General features: G+C 59.4%; 14 protein-coding genes. 2 read left to right on the plus strand and 12 right to left on the minus strand.

The features are described 5' to 3' along the window. Nucleotides 1–95: 95 nt before the first annotated feature. The 5 genes from ACFO3S_RS21615 to ACFO3S_RS21635 all read right to left on the minus strand — a co-directional run bounded on the left by ACFO3S_RS21615 (nucleotide 96) and on the right by ACFO3S_RS21635 (nucleotide 5,382). The gene (locus tag ACFO3S_RS21615) at nucleotides 96–1,304 is read right to left on the minus strand and encodes a trans-sulfuration enzyme family protein (protein WP_378100325.1); all 1,209 of its coding nucleotides are present in this window, start codon (nucleotides 1,302–1,304) and stop codon (nucleotides 96–98) included. 60 nt (nucleotides 1,305–1,364) lie between these two features. Next, nucleotides 1,365–2,192, minus strand: a complete 828-nt coding sequence (locus tag ACFO3S_RS21620; protein ID WP_378100327.1) for a carbohydrate ABC transporter permease — start codon at nucleotides 2,190–2,192, stop codon at nucleotides 1,365–1,367. Nucleotide 2,193: 1 nt separating this feature from the next. Then, entirely contained in the window at nucleotides 2,194–3,123 is a 930-nt protein-coding gene (locus ACFO3S_RS21625) for a carbohydrate ABC transporter permease (protein ID WP_378100329.1), read from the minus strand. A gap of 72 nt (nucleotides 3,124–3,195) precedes the next feature. Then, a complete protein-coding gene (locus tag ACFO3S_RS21630; protein ID WP_378100330.1) occupies nucleotides 3,196–4,542 on the minus strand; it encodes an ABC transporter substrate-binding protein in 1,347 nt (448 codons plus the stop codon). Between the two features lie 162 nt (nucleotides 4,543–4,704). After that, a complete protein-coding gene (locus ACFO3S_RS21635; protein WP_378100332.1) occupies nucleotides 4,705–5,382 on the minus strand; it encodes a FadR/GntR family transcriptional regulator in 678 nt (225 codons plus the stop codon). Between the two features lie 187 nt (nucleotides 5,383–5,569). On the opposite strand from ACFO3S_RS21635, the gene ACFO3S_RS21640 reads away from it, so the two are divergent. After that, the gene (locus ACFO3S_RS21640; RefSeq protein ID WP_378100334.1) at nucleotides 5,570–6,247 is read left to right on the plus strand and encodes an aquaporin; all 678 of its coding nucleotides are present in this window, start codon (nucleotides 5,570–5,572) and stop codon (nucleotides 6,245–6,247) included. A 235-nt stretch (nucleotides 6,248–6,482) separates the two neighbouring features. Here ACFO3S_RS21640 and ACFO3S_RS21645 read toward each other — a convergent pair whose 3' ends face one another. From ACFO3S_RS21645 to ACFO3S_RS21670, 6 genes are all read right to left on the minus strand, one after another. Next, entirely contained in the window at nucleotides 6,483–7,337 is an 855-nt protein-coding gene (locus ACFO3S_RS21645; RefSeq protein ID WP_378100336.1) for a helix-turn-helix transcriptional regulator, read from the minus strand. 138 nt (nucleotides 7,338–7,475) lie between these two features. Beyond that, nucleotides 7,476–8,606, minus strand: a complete 1,131-nt coding sequence (locus tag ACFO3S_RS21650; RefSeq protein WP_378100338.1) for a glycoside hydrolase family 88 protein — start codon at nucleotides 8,604–8,606, stop codon at nucleotides 7,476–7,478. Nucleotides 8,607–8,711: 105 nt separating this feature from the next. Then, complete coding sequence (locus ACFO3S_RS21655) at nucleotides 8,712–10,307, minus strand: hypothetical protein (protein WP_378100340.1); 1,596 nt, start codon at nucleotides 10,305–10,307, stop codon at nucleotides 8,712–8,714. Then, nucleotides 10,300–11,013 (minus strand): ABC transporter ATP-binding protein, encoded by a 714-nt coding sequence (locus ACFO3S_RS21660; protein ID WP_378100342.1) that lies wholly within the window; start codon nucleotides 11,011–11,013, stop codon nucleotides 10,300–10,302. The genes ACFO3S_RS21655 and ACFO3S_RS21660 overlap by 8 nt, the downstream gene beginning before the upstream one ends. Nucleotides 11,014–11,088: 75 nt before the next feature. Beyond that, entirely contained in the window at nucleotides 11,089–11,403 is a 315-nt protein-coding gene (locus ACFO3S_RS21665) for a hypothetical protein (RefSeq protein WP_378100344.1), read from the minus strand. Continuing rightward, a complete protein-coding gene (locus ACFO3S_RS21670; protein ID WP_378100346.1) occupies nucleotides 11,396–11,764 on the minus strand; it encodes a DUF6864 domain-containing function in 369 nt (122 codons plus the stop codon). The genes ACFO3S_RS21665 and ACFO3S_RS21670 overlap by 8 nt, the downstream gene beginning before the upstream one ends. Nucleotides 11,765–12,193: 429 nt before the next feature. Here ACFO3S_RS21670 and ACFO3S_RS21675 point away from each other — a divergent pair, with 429 nt between their 5' ends. Beyond that, nucleotides 12,194–12,697 (plus strand): CYTH domain-containing protein, encoded by a 504-nt coding sequence (locus ACFO3S_RS21675; RefSeq protein ID WP_378100348.1) that lies wholly within the window; start codon nucleotides 12,194–12,196, stop codon nucleotides 12,695–12,697. 112 nt (nucleotides 12,698–12,809) lie between these two features. On the opposite strand, the gene ACFO3S_RS21680 is transcribed toward ACFO3S_RS21675, so the two are convergent. Continuing rightward, the gene (locus tag ACFO3S_RS21680; protein WP_378100350.1) at nucleotides 12,810–13,799 is read right to left on the minus strand and encodes an ABC transporter substrate-binding protein; all 990 of its coding nucleotides are present in this window, start codon (nucleotides 13,797–13,799) and stop codon (nucleotides 12,810–12,812) included. Between the last annotated feature and the right edge of the window lie 19 nt (nucleotides 13,800–13,818).

Raw genomic sequence — 13,818 nt, forward strand, 5'->3', positions numbered from 1 at the left:
TTCGTGCGCCCAGGAAACCGAAAGAGCGCAGCCCCGGTCCCGGATTCGGTCAGGCGGGGCTGCTTGGTTATACGGCGAGCGAAGGGGGAACGACTTTAGTTTTGGGCGGAGGGGCGGGGAAGGCTTACCGCTTCGGCTGCCACTTGCGCCCAAGCTTCATCGAGGTCGCGGATCAGATCGGCGGCGCTTTCCAGACCGACGTGAAGCCGCACGAGACTGCGGGCGCCCGCAGCGGAGTAGGCTTCCGGGGCGGGGCCGGCGGTCACCAGCGATTCGAAGCCGCCCCAGCTGACTCCGATCTTGAAGTAGCGCAGTCGATCGGCCCAGGCCCTCATCGTCTCGGGCGATTCGCCGGACTCGAAGGAGAAGAGGCCGCTCGAGCCGCTCATCTGCCGCTTCGCCAGCTCGTGCTGCGGATGCGCGGGCAGACCGGGATGGTTTACGCGCAGCACGTACGGCTGTCGGCTGAGATGCTCCGCCACCTGCAGGCCGCTTCGTTCGTGGCGTTCAAGGCGGAGCGGCAGCGTGCGCAAGCCGCGCTCGACTTGAGCGGCCGTATACGCCGTCATAATGCCTCCGAGCAGCATATACTCCGCTTCGGCGATTCGGCCGACGAGCGCCTTCGAGCCGCTGACGACGCCGCCTATGCTGTCGCTCTGGCCGGAGATGTATTTCGTGATCGAGTGAACGACCAGATCGATTCCGAAGGCCAGCGGCTGCTGAAGCACCGGAGTCGCCCAGGTGCCGTCGATCACGGTGACGATGCCGCGGCTGCGGGCCAGCTTGGCGCATGCGGCCAGATCCTGCAGCTGAAACAGCATCGTGGAGGGACTCTCCAGATAGAGCAGCCGGGTATTCGGCCGGATCGCGGCTTCGATCGCTTCCGGCGAGCTGCCGTTCACGAACGTCGCCGATACCTGAAACCGGGACACATAATGCTGCAGGAACTGGCGCGTCGGTCCGTACGCCTGATCGATGCAGACAACATGATCGCCCGCGCCCACGTTCGACAGAATCGTCGCCGAGATTGCCGCCATGCCGGACGCGAAGCATTTGGACATTTCCGCTCCCTCCAGCTCGGCGAGCTTGTCTTCCAGATAACGGACGGTCGGATTGTTGCCCCGGGAGTAGACGTGCCGCTGCTGTTCGTCCGTGTGGGCCTGCACGAACTCTTCGTAAGTGTCGAAGGAAAACAAGCTGGTCTGATAAATCGGAATATGGATCGATCCGTGATGCCGGCTGTCGAACGGGTCGTGCGCGACCGACGTATGGAGCCTTTCACGATGGTTATCCTTGAGCATCATACGCATACCTCTTTCTCCAAACAGTTCCGCTCTTGGCGCCGCAGCTCGGCTAGGCAGGGATTATCCTTTGACGGCGCCCTGCGTCAGCCCCTCGACGATAAAGCGCTGGGCGACCGCGAACAGCACGACGGTCGGGATGACGGACATCATCGTGCCCGCCGACATCGCGCCCCAATCGATATCGAACTTCATGACGAAAGAGTTCATCGCCACGGGCAACGTCTTCAACGCTTCATTGTCGATAAACATGACGGCCATGAACAGTTCGTTCCAGTTTTGGACGAACGCGAAGATGAACGTCGCCGCAATCCCGTTCATCATTACGGGCAGGATGACGCGCACGAGCGCCGACAGCCGCGAGCAGCCGTCGATCATCGCCGCTTCCTCGAGGCTTTTCGGAATGCGCTCGAAAAAGCCCTTAAGCAGCAGGGTCGAGAACGGGATCAACCCAACAGTGTACATGAGAATGAGCGAGAAACGCGTGTTGATCAGGTCCAGACGGGTCATCATCATATAGAGCGGCCCCAGCGAGATAAAGCCGGGCAGCATCTGGGTCAGGAAAAAGCCAAGCATGACCTGGCTGTGTCCGCGGAACGTAAACCGGGCCATCACATAGGCGCTGAGTACGGAGATGGCGGCGACGATCAGCGCGGCCGTCAATGCCACGAGCAGGCTGTTGCCGATATACACCTGAAATTTCGACACCCGAATGATGTCCGCGTAGTTTTGCCAAGTCAGCGTTTCCGGCCAATATCGAATCGGATACGTGAAAATGTCCTTTTGCGGCTTGAGAGACGTGATGGCGATCCATGCGAGAGGGAACACCATCAGCACCAGATAAACGGCCAGGGAGACGACTTTAAGCCCTCTTAACGAATATCGCTTCATGCTAGAAATCCCCCAGTTTCCCGGCTTTCGTTACCGTTAAATAGAAGATCGTATACAGCAGCAGCAGGACGATCATGACGATGCCGATCGCGGAAGCCGCTCCGTAATCGCCGCCGTACATAATCCGGTCGAGCATGAGCGAGGACAAAATATGGGTCGTGCCTGCCGGACCGCCGTTCGTCAGTCCGTAAATGATCGAGGGGTCGTTGAAAATCCAGATCGCCCGCAGCAGCGTGGTCGTCAGGACCGTCGGCATAATATAAGGAAGCGTAATGTTGAACAGCTTGCGCACTCCGCCTGCGCCGTCCATACTGCCCGCCTCGTAGAGCTCGGAAGGCACCGATTGCAGCGCGGCCAACAGCATAATCGCGAAGAAGGCGATACCGTACCAGACGTTGGCGACGATGACGGAGAACATCGCCCATTGCGGGTCGGACAGAAAGCCGATCCGCTCGTCGATCAGGCCGGCTCTCAGCAGCAGATCGTTAATGACGCCGATCTGGGAATTGAACAGCCACTTCCAGATCAGGCCGATCAGGAACCCGGACAGCGCCCACGGATAGAATACGAAGCCCTGGAACAGGCCGCGTCCGCGAAACCTTTTGTTCAGCATCAGGGCGATCGTCAGCCCGATCGTAAACTGCGAGATAAGCGACAGGAACACCCAGGAGGCGCTGTTGGAGAGCGCTCCGACGAACTTGGGATCGCTGAAGATGCCTTTGAAGTTGTCGAAGCCGATAAAACGAACGTTCGTCAGATCGAACAGCTGATAGTTCTGGAAAGCCATGACGATTCCGCGAGAGAACGGGTAATACGTAAAGAGGAGTACCAGCAGCAGAGCCGGCAGCAAGCTTAGCGCGATGAACCAGCGAGACGAATTGCGCGAGCTTATCAGCCGCCGGCCCGACAGGAAAGACAGCCGACCGTTCATGAAGCTCACCACCTTTGATCAAGAAAGGTGACGATGGGCGGCAGCCGCCGCCCATCGCCGTCGAGCAAAACCTTATTTTGCGTTGTAATTCTCTCGCTCATTGGCCCAGAACTCGTCCCACTTCTTCAGGGTGTCGTCGATGGAAGCGTTGCCGAGCAGCATCGCCTGACCGGTCTCCATCGCCACTTGTCCCCATTTGCCGGTGCCCGGATATTTCGTGTTCGCTTTCAGGTTGACGAACTCCTCCGGCTTGTCTCCCATCTCCAGCAGCGACTTGTACATCGTGTCCTGGAAGAACGGGTCTTCGCTCGCGCTAGCATGAATCGGAATGAGGCCCGTCGCCTTCGCGAAGCCCGTATTCTCCTCCGGACTGGACAGGAACTGGACCAGCTTGAACGCCGCTTCCTTATTCGGAGAGTAGCTGGTGACGCCCCAGCCGGCGCCGCCGGCGAAGACGAACGATTTGCCGCTCGGACCCTTCGGCATCGGAGCGGTGCCGACCGCGTTAACGTCCATCTTCTCCTTAAGCGACGGAATCGTATCCGGGTCTTGCAGGAGCATGGCGGTTACGCCGGACGTGAAGGCCTGAACCTGCTCTGAGAACCCCCAGTTGATCGAATCCTTCGGCGAGCCTTCCTTGAACAGCTTGACGTATAGCTCCAGCGCCTGCTTCGCCTCCGGCGTAGAGAACATCGTCTTGCCGTCCTTCAGGAAGTTCGGATCCTCATGGTCGATCTGGTCGAAGTTGTAGTTCTGTATGATCGCATCCGGAACGGAATTCGCCCCCGAGCCGCCGCGGAACGAGAAGCCGTAGCGGTTTTTGCTCGGATCGGTCAGCTTGATGGCGCTATCGACCAGCTCTTCGTAATTCGTCGGCGGAGTCAGCCCCGCTTCCTGGAACCAGTCGGCGCGGTAGAACAGCTGACGCTGGTACATGCCGTTCGGGATGAAGTAGAGCTTGTCGTTCAGCGAGCCGACCGACTTGGATACGTCCGTGATCGAGCTGTACTCCGGCCAGCTGGCCGCGTATTCATTCAGCGGCTCGATATAGCTGTTGTTGACGAACTCGGATACCGTCAAATCCCGCACTTCGAGCACGTCGAGATCCTGCTTGGCGGCCAGCATCGTTTTGATCTTGTTGTCGGCCTGGTCGAACGGGGGAGAGATCAGCTCGACCGTGATGTTCGGATTTTGCGACTGGAATCGGGCAATCATCTCGTTCAAATAAGCCGTGCGGTCCGGGCTGGTCAGGCTTTCGATCATCCGCAGCTTCACCTGCTTCTCTGTGCCGCCGCTGCTCGCGCCTCCGCTGCCGGCTGTGTCCGTCTTGTCTCCGCCGCCGCAGCCGGCCAGAACGCTGAAGAGCATGACCCCCGCCACCGTACCGGATAAAGCTTTTGCCGTTCTCTTTACCGCCATCTTTTTCGGCCTCCTTTTTCCTAATCGACCTCAAATGTACAGCAATCTGACAGTCATCCTGTCTGATAGGTTATAGTGTAATGAAACGGCTTCAAGGCGTCAATACAAATTTCTTGTTTTGTCAAGCCTTGCTAGAATGCGGTCGGCGAGCGATCGGCTTCGTTAATAGGTTTTAATAATTTCCTCGATGCGGTTCATCATTTTATCGAATTCCGCCGTCGCCCGCTCGGGGTCGTGTGCGGCGATGCCCTCGAACATCGAACGGTGGAAAGGGTACGTCTCGTCGAACAGCCGCTTGTCGCCGAGCGGCTCGTTGAAGAACTTCTCGTACATGGCGGATATGGACTCCAGCACGCTGAACAGAATCGGGTTGGAGGCTGCCCGCATGACGCTGCGATGGAAGGCCAGATCGATCTTCGAGGTGTCGAGGTCCGCTTCTCTCCGCTTGTCGTATTCTCGCAGGATCTCCTCAAGCTCCGCGATCTGCGCCGGATTGATCCGCTTGGCGGCCAGCTCCACCGCCTTGCCTTCGAGCGCTCTCCGCACGTCCAGAATCGACAGCAGGAAACGCTTCTCGTTCTCGATCTTAACCTTGCCGGCAAAACGGTAAATGCCGACGTCGCGGACGAAAATGCCTTTGCCGTTTACGACCTTCACGATCTCGATCGCCTCCAGGTGCCGCAGCGCCTCTCTCAGCGAGGAACGGCCGACGCCGAACATCTTCGTCATCTCCTCAACCGAAGGCAGCTTGTCTCCCTCCTGCAGATTCTTCTCTTCGATATATTTCTGTATTTCCTCAGACACCAGTTCGTGCATCAGTTGTTTGTGGATTTTCGCCACCGACGGGTCACTCCTATCCGCAAGACATTATTTCCCCCGCTTTGATCACGTGAATCATAGATGATCGAAGCGCACATTGTCAAGATTGGGCAGGTTCCTGTGTCTGTTCAGAAATGCTTCAAGTCCGAAAGCTATAATGAAGCGAAATCTGTAGGGATTGATTTCACCTATCTAATGGAGGTTGGTTATGGGAGCTTCGTTAAAAAAGGGATTGGCGGAATTTATCGGTACGTTCGTGCTGGTCTTGTTCGGCTGCGGGAGCGCGGCGACGGCCGGGGGAAATTTGGGCAATCTGGGCATCGCGATGGCATTCGGGTTGTCTATCGTGGCGATGGCCTATGCCATCGGGCCGGTATCCGGCTGCCACATTAACCCTGCGGTCTCCTTGGCGATGTGGATGAGACGCAAGCTCTCGGGCGGCGACTTCCTTCTGTACGTCCTCTTCCAGATTGCCGGGGGCCTGGCGGGAGCGGCGGTTCTGTACGCGATCATCGACTCGACGGGCGCAGCCGTGACCGGTCTGGGAGCCAACGGCTTCGGGGAAGGCTACGGCATCGGGATTTCGCTGACGATGGCGATCGTCGTGGAGATCATTCTGACCTTCGTCTTCGTCTATACGATTCTAGGAGTCACCTCGGAGGAAGGCAACGGCAGAATTGCAGGGCTGGTGATCGGGCTGACGCTTGCGTTCGTTCATATTCTCGGCATCGCCCTGACCGGAACCTCGGTCAATCCGGCCAGAAGCCTCGCCCCGGCCGTTCTGCTGGGAGGCACCGCCCTGGAGCAAGTGTGGGTGTTCCTTGCCGCTCCGCTGGTTGGAGCCGCGCTCGCGGCTGTCGTTCACCGGGCATTAAATCGGAAGTAAGCGCAGCTGTAGATTCAGACCGAACGGTTACTTGGCGCGAAGTCCCCGTAACGCGTTCTGTTCGCAAGCGCTAAGCGAGCCTCGCGCCTGCAGGGGCATGCTCCTTCGGCGAAGGAGAGAACGACCTGGTCCGGACCGGAGCAGCGAGAGCTCCCGGCCGACGGGCGTCCCTCTGTCCTGTGCCGGGCCGGCCACACGGGGAATCCCGTCGCCGCGGGCCGCCGATGAAGACGAGCTAACGAATGCTCCTCCGATATTGGTCGGGCGATACGCCCTTCGCCTTCTTGAACATCTCGCAGAAATAAGAGGCGGACAGCCCTCCGAGCTCCGATGCGATCTCCTGAATCGATAGCGACGTATTGCCTAGAAGGATGCACGCTTCCCGGACGCGGCGCCGCATTAAATATTCGGACGGCGTCATCCCGGTCGCTTTCTTGAAGACGCGGGAGATATGGTAGGGAGACAGATGAAGGCCGGACGCCAGCTGCTCCAGCCTAAAGGGCTGCTTGTATCGGCCGTCCAGCCACTCGGCGATTCGCTCCGCATGCGAGCGGGCGCGCGAAGGGACGGCCTCGACGAGGGCTTCGTCTGCGAAGACATGCGCTTTAAGCGAACGGATCAGCGAGATCAGCAGAAAGCCCAGCTCCTCGTCGCGGTGCGGCGAAGGGCGGGAGGCCGCCGCATGCCATTCCCGCAATTGCTCGGCCAGAGGCGTGTCCTTCAGCGAGGGGAAGCATTGCCGGCGGAGATGGCCGTTCTGAAGCAAGCGAAAAAAACGCTCCAGCGCAGGAAACGGGGCCAGGTAACGGTCCGCGAACGACGGATCGAACGTCAGAATGGTCCGAATGTAGGAGCGGTTCGGCACCGGAGGGACGGCAACCCGGTGGAGCTGGTAGGGCTGGAACCAGACCAGGGAGTGGTTCTCGATCGGGTAGATGCGGTTGTCCACCCGGATTTCGCCGTGGCCCTCGTAAATATATAGAAGCTCGATGCCCCGATGCGCATGGTGAAAGTACGATTCCGGGTCCTGCTTGCGGTAGTTGAACGTGAACGAGCCGGGCTCAGGCCCGAACTCTTGAGGCTGGATCATGTCGCCATGGGCTCCTTGTCCGTGCGATTACGGTGCTTTCATTTGCTTTCATTATACGGAGCCGACGCGAACGAGCGCAACTCCACAGGAGAGAGAAGCCTTGTCGGCTGCAGCCGACAAGGCTTCTCTTGGCGCAAGCTATCTCTCGTACCAGTAGCCCGGCGCTCCCCGATCAAGACGGAGCAGCGCTTCGAGATAGAAGTAGTCGCCCCAGATGACGAAGTCGTCCGGAGAGACGCGATCTCTGACCGAATAGGAGCCGTGTCGGAGAAAGCCCTCCTCCTCGAGGGAGCCCGCCGTGAAGTAGCGGTCCGTCAAGGAGGCCATCGAGCGGTTCGCCGCATCGAGCAGCAGCTCCCGATCGGGGTCGCCCGAAGGCAGATGCTCCGCAGCCTCCAGCATGCCGCACGCGGCGATGGCCGAAGCCGAGCTGTCCCGCGGCGTGCCTTCCTTCTGAGGCACGTCGAAGTCCCAATAAGCGACATGGTCCTCCGGCAGCCGGGCGATAAAGTGGCGGGCCAGCCGCCGGGCCGCCTCCAGATACCGGGGCTCTCGCAAATACCGGTAAGCGAGCGCGAAGCCGTAGACGCCCCAAGCCTGTCCCCTCGTCCACGTAGATCCGTCCCGCGCCCCTTGGTGGGTGCTGCCGCGAATGGCATCGCCCGTCTGCTGGTCGAAGCTGAACGTGTGGTAGGAGGAATCGTCTCCTCTGACAAGGTAGCGCAGGCTTCGATCCGCATGAATCCGGGCTCTCTCGGCATAGATCGGGTTGCTGGTCTGTTCGGTCGCCCAATACAACAGCGGGAGGTTCATCAGGCAGTCGATAATGATCCGGCCGCCGTTCAGAGGATCGTTCTCGGGTCCCCAGGCCTGGAACAGCTGAGATCGTTCTCTCCATCTTCTCATGAGGGCGTCGGCCGCCTGAAGAGCGAGGGCTCTGGCCTGCTCGTCCTTCTCCAGCATCCATTGCGCCATGGCGGACGGGGAATACAGAAATCCGATATCGTGATGGTCCATGTGGATGTTCCGCTCCAGCCGCCGCCTTAAGGACGCGACGGTGTTCGCCGCAGCCTCCCGGAAGACCGGCTCCTGGGAATATTCGAAGGACAGCCACAGAATGCCTGACCAGAAGCCTTCCGTCCAGGACGTGTGGTCGTCCAGGACGTATTTTCCGTTGCCTTTGCTGACGATCGGAAACCGGTCTCCGAAGCGGGAGAGGTTCGCCTTCGTCGTGCGCAGCGTCTGTACGATCGCCGACTGCCAATTCATAGCCGCATGCCTCCTCAGGGGTAGGTTCGCACTCTCGATTCCCATTATAGAGGGACGGCGCTTAGGTATGTTGTGCATCTATATCGCTGGATTGCGGCATTTCCGCTACTTCAGCCGGAAGGCGTTCGGTCCGTAGCGGCGCACGAGCAGAAGCGCGGCGGCCGAGTACACAGCCGCCAGAACCGCCGTTCCCGCAGCGATCTCCACGGGGCCCGGCTTGGCGACCAGCGTTATCCAGCAGAGAGCGGACACGGCGATGTTGAGCGTGAAGAACAGCGGATTTTTGGCGTTCATCTCCGGCGTGTAGGGCTGCAGCAAGTAGTACAGCAGAAGATGATGAACGGAGAACAGCCAGCAAAGCGCCAGTACGGCGATCCACATCGGCAGCAGCAGGCCGGCGTCAAGCGGCCAGCCCGCCGCCGCGGCCACCGCCGTCAGCGCAGCGCCAAGCGCCGTTCCGAGCAGCAGGTTCATGCCTCCGAGCCGCTTCAGCCGGATGGCGAAGTGCCGGACCGCCGCCTCCCGGTAGAAGGCGTAGCGCAGAAGCGGCAGATCGCAGTTGTAGAAGATCGCCCGGCAGAACCGCTCGCCGATCGCCAGCGAGTACAGCCCGAACGGCAGAAAAGGAAGCAGCGTGGACAGCGTCCAGCCTTCCGGCGCGCCGACGGACGCCGCCAACAGGGCCGCCGCCGCCGCGGCTCCGCAGATGCCGATGAGCCGGTTGACGAGCGGCTTGCGGATAAACCGGCGATGCCTTTGGAAGAACAGGGCGTTCAGCCGGGCGTAGCCGCGCAGCCGTTCCCCGATCGCGCTCTGCGGAGCCTCCTCGATGTCCGCCGACTTGTAGTCGCCGGCCTTGACGACTACGTCCGCCTTTCTCGCGTCGCTCATAACCTGCCCGAGATTCAGCAGCGGGTCGTCCCGCTTAACTGCGGCGTCGACCGCTTCGGCATAATCGGGGTAACGGGCCAGCAGTACGGCGGCGCCCGCGCCAAGCAGAGCAAGCGCCAGGACGAACGGATAAGCCGTCAGCACGATGCCGAAGCGGGGAGCGTCGTCCAGCAGCAGCGGACCGTAGGCGAGCGCGACGCCCGCCAGGAGGCTTAGCCAGACGAAGAGGTTTTGTTTGATCAGCACGATTCCGGTCTTCTGGAAGACGAGCAGGTGAACGAATTCGGCGACGACTCTCCAGCCGACCAGAGCGAGCGCGATTAGAGCGCCGTCCAGCGGCGATCCGCCGGCCAGAGGCACGAAGAGGACGAGCGCCGGTACGAATGCCATGAAGAAGACGGTGTAGCGGTAGGCCAACGTCGACCGCATGTAAGTCGCCGGCGGCAGGCGCAGAAGCTTGACCGCCACGAACTTGCTGCGCTTCGTCTCCATCACCCTGGCGTTCACGATCGGGCCGACCAGGAAGCTGAGGACGAGCAGGACGGACAGAAACGCGGGCAGCGTCTCGACGCCCGAAGCCTTCACCGGCCAATAGACGAACAGGCCGACGTAGGCCAGTTGAACCGCCGCGGACCAGACGATGCCCAGCAGCAGGCCCGCGACGGCCGCTCCCCGCTTCCAGGAGAGGCCGGCGTACAGGCTCTCCGGCACCTTCGGGCCGATCAGCGGCAGGCGGCGAATATAATAGACGAGCCGGTTGACGAAGGACGATACGGCAATGGCCAGCAGAAGCCGCTGCATCCTAAGCATGGGAGGGATCATCCTTCAGCAGCTCGATCACCGACTGCTCGAATTCGGGACTGTGCAGCAGATCGGACGGCACGCTGGACAGCAGGCCGTTGTTCAGCACGACCAACTCGTCGCACAAGTCGGTCGCCAGCTGCAGGATGTGGGTCGAGAAAATCAGAATATGATCCCGCTTCATCTCCCGCAGCATCTGCTTCATCTCCAGCGCCACGATGACGTCGAACGAGGTCAGAGGCTCGTCCAGCAGAATGACGGGCGGCTGGGCGATCAGGAAGAGCAGCATCTGCAGCTTGTTCTTCATGCCGTGAGAGTACCCTTTAATCAACCGGTGACGATCGTCCCGGTCGAACCGCAGACGCTCGAACCAGCCGTCCAGATCGACATCCTCCCGGATTTTGTCCGGATTAGCCTCCAAGTAAAACCGAACGAACTCGTATCCGGTCAGAAAATCCGGCAGAATCGGGGTCGAGTAGACGTAGCCGATATCGCTTTCCTTCAGTTCGGCTCTGTCTCCGTCGTCCCGTTCCAGCCACGCTTTACCGCCGTCCATTCGCAGCTCTCGGCTCAGGCAGTTGAACAGTGTCGTTTTGCCTGCGCCGTTGCGCCCGAGAAGCCCGTAAATCTTGCCTTGCTCGAAGCGGAAATCCGCTCCCCGCAGCACCTTCTTGTTGTCGAAGGTTTTTTCCACCTTTTCCAGAACGAGCCTCATTCGGCAACCTCCTAGTTACGTATCCTCTATGTATTCATACGCAGAACGGAGATCGGAGGTCGCGTTTCAACCCATTCAGCCGCCGCCCTCCTTCGACCGCGACCCGATCAAATAGCCGATAATCGTCGATTCGACCGGCAGGACGACCAGCGTCCACAATTCCTTAAGTCCGAAGTCCGGAGAGCGATACTTCTCTGGCGTCAGCGTGTAGACCAGCGCGATCAGAAGAACGGCCAGCGAGATCGTGCCGACGATGTACAAGCGGACATTGTCGCCCGAGCCGAAAAACTTGCCCAGAAAGCCGAGCTCCGCTTTTCTTTTCTCGCTTTCCGAGTTCGCGGCGATAATCTTGCTGGCCACCTTCGGGTCTTGTATTTCAATTTTATTCACGTCCGGGCCCCCCCTCTCCCGCGAAAAAGGTGAATGTCAGCGACCAATAAGTCGCTTCGTAGTTGATCGTAACCTCGTAACGGAGCGAGAGCGGACGATTGTTCAGAACGCCGAGATGGATCAGGTCGTGATTGCCGGTCGGCTTGCCGCGAGGGAAGTTGACGCAGGCGATACGCACTTCGTTGTAGCGGACGAGGCGGATATCGGTCGTGAAATCGTTCCTCTCCGGCTCGTATTCGATGCAGAAGACGAAGGTCAGCGGATCGCGCTCCTCCGACAGCACGATCTCGATCGGATTCATTCCGTATGCGAACACTCGGCCGTAGTAGACGGCCTCGAAGCCTCCGGACGTAATTTTCATTCCGTGTTCCTCCCCGAATCGGATGGGCGTACGAGCTTCCTTGATCTATTTTACGACGGGGGCGACTGCGGCATGACAACGATTCCCTGCTGCGAGGACGACCGCTCTTCCGGGGCTGAAGCGGCGGGCAGGAAACCTGGCGCGGTCGGATCGGCAGGATCTCAGCGTTTTCTCGTGCAAGCGCAGGATCGGAGTTTTCATTCTCATTCCGGTGTCGATCGCGGTCAAGATCGTGTCTGTGTTCGGCCTGCCGATCGAGCAGGTGTTTTACATCGACAAGAGGGTGGAAAGGGTCAGGTTCCCCTGTAGAGGATCGCTTCGCGCGCTGCCATTCGATCCTGAAGGGGACGGGCTTCTTAGAGCTCGAGGGACGATTATGGTAAAATGAAGCAAAGGTACAGGATCAGAATTAGGATGGAGGCTCGGCGGATGGGGACGGAGATTGAAAGAAAGTTTCTGCTTGCGGAATTCCCGGATTCCGTTGTGCGGGAAGGCAAGCTGACTCCGATTAAGGAGCAGAGAATTGAGCAGACCTACCTCGCGATAGACGAGGCTCAGGAGCTGAGAGTCAGGAAAATTCAGGATTTGGCCACCGGGGAGCTGGAGTACACGCATACGTTCAAGAACGGCCGCGGGCTCGTTCGCGAGGAGATCGAATATTCGATCTCGGCCGGTCTGTACGACCAGCTTATTCGGGCTTTGGGGGCGGTCCCCCTGACGAAAGTGCGGACGACGGCCGAATGGGACGGCACACTCGTCGAGATCGACACGTACGACCAGATCCAGCTTCGAGTGCTGGAGGTCGAGTTCGAGTCGGAGGAGGCGGCGCTGCGGTTCCAGGCGCCCGAATGGTTCGGTCCCGACATCAGCTCGTCGAAGGAATACAGCAACAAGACGGTGTGGAAAAAGCTGCAGGAGGGACGCTCGAAATAAAAGATGCGAGCCTATTAAGAGCACGGCGTTTCCGACTTGATATGAAGAGAGCCCCTGTGCAACGAGTTAACGCGCACAGGGGTTCTTCGCATTCACAGGGCCAGCCGGAAAGCTACGGTTCTTTCGTGAGCCAGGCTACCAGCTCCTCCGTCTGGGCGAGCACCGCGATCGGGTCGTAATACCAAGAGCGCTCCTCCGGCCAGACGTACAGGCGGTCGTTCTTCACCGCCTGGATGCTGCTCCAGACCGGATCCTTCTTAAAGTCTTCCGCAGTGCGGCCGTTAGCCGTCAATACGATATAGTCTCCGGCGTAATCGCTAATCAACTCCGCAGAGATTTCCGCCCATTGCTTCTCCATAATTTGCTCGGCGACTGCAGCCGGAGGCTTGCGACCGAGAGCCTGATAGACCGGCTGCCCGCCTCTGCCGAAGTTATCTCCGTATACGTAGATCGATTTGTCGGTACTTTCTATGATAGAGAAAGAGGCATCTGCCGGAATCGCCGCATCGACTTTGGCCTTGGCTTCCGCGATCCGGCGGTCGTACTCCGCCAACCACTCTTTGGCCTCTTTTTCCTTGCCGAGTATTTTACCGAAGAAGATGAGCTCTTCATGGGCGTTTTTCAATTGTCCGTAGGGGATTTCCAGAGTCGGAGCGATCTTGCTCAGCGTCGAATACACATCCTTGTTGCCCGTAATGATGAGATCCGGGTTTAAGCTCGTGATCGCTTCGGGGGAAGGAGAGCCGTACGTTCCCGAATCGGCCACGCCGTTAAGAGCCTCCTTAAAATAATAATTTTGCAGCGTCAGCCCGGGAGCGCCGACAGGAATAACGTCCAAAGCGATCAGACTGCCCAAATACTCTTCCGCGACGATGCGCTGCGGATGCGCCGGGATTTGAATCGGGCCGTTCACGGTGTCGATCATCCGGAATTCCGGCTCCGCAGACGGACTGTCCGAAGCGGAGGGCTTGGCCGATTCGAAGGCCGGCGGAGAAGATGCGGCGGGAGCGGCATTGTTCGATCCGCAGGCGGCGAGAAGCGAGAGACAGAGTGCGGCTGCGACAACGGTAAGTTTACGCGAGGTTAAAAGGCGATGTAGCAAGGTGAATACCTCCAATATG

This window comes from Cohnella hongkongensis (assembly GCF_042654645.1).
Lineage (GTDB): Bacteria > Bacillota > Bacilli > Paenibacillales > Paenibacillaceae > Cohnella > Cohnella hongkongensis.

Excerpts from the sequence above, each read along its gene's own strand:
- ACFO3S_RS21615 (WP_378100325.1), bottom strand. The coding sequence starts at position 1,304 with ATGATGCTCAAGGATAACCATCGTGAAAGGCTCCATACGTCGGTCGCG.
- ACFO3S_RS21620 (WP_378100327.1), bottom strand. The coding sequence starts at position 2,192 with ATGAAGCGATATTCGTTAAGAGGGCTTAAAGTCGTCTCCCTGGCCGTT.
- ACFO3S_RS21625 (WP_378100329.1), bottom strand. The coding sequence starts at position 3,123 with ATGAACGGTCGGCTGTCTTTCCTGTCGGGCCGGCGGCTGATAAGCTCG.
- ACFO3S_RS21630 (WP_378100330.1), bottom strand. The coding sequence starts at position 4,542 with ATGGCGGTAAAGAGAACGGCAAAAGCTTTATCCGGTACGGTGGCGGGG.
- ACFO3S_RS21640 (WP_378100334.1), top strand. The coding sequence starts at position 5,570 with ATGGGAGCTTCGTTAAAAAAGGGATTGGCGGAATTTATCGGTACGTTC.
- ACFO3S_RS21645 (WP_378100336.1), bottom strand. The coding sequence starts at position 7,337 with ATGATCCAGCCTCAAGAGTTCGGGCCTGAGCCCGGCTCGTTCACGTTC.
- ACFO3S_RS21650 (WP_378100338.1), bottom strand. The coding sequence starts at position 8,606 with ATGAATTGGCAGTCGGCGATCGTACAGACGCTGCGCACGACGAAGGCG.
- ACFO3S_RS21655 (WP_378100340.1), bottom strand. The coding sequence starts at position 10,307 with ATGCTTAGGATGCAGCGGCTTCTGCTGGCCATTGCCGTATCGTCCTTC.
- ACFO3S_RS21660 (WP_378100342.1), bottom strand. The coding sequence starts at position 11,013 with ATGAGGCTCGTTCTGGAAAAGGTGGAAAAAACCTTCGACAACAAGAAG.
- ACFO3S_RS21670 (WP_378100346.1), bottom strand. The coding sequence starts at position 11,764 with ATGAAAATTACGTCCGGAGGCTTCGAGGCCGTCTACTACGGCCGAGTG.
- ACFO3S_RS21675 (WP_378100348.1), top strand. The coding sequence starts at position 12,194 with ATGGGGACGGAGATTGAAAGAAAGTTTCTGCTTGCGGAATTCCCGGAT.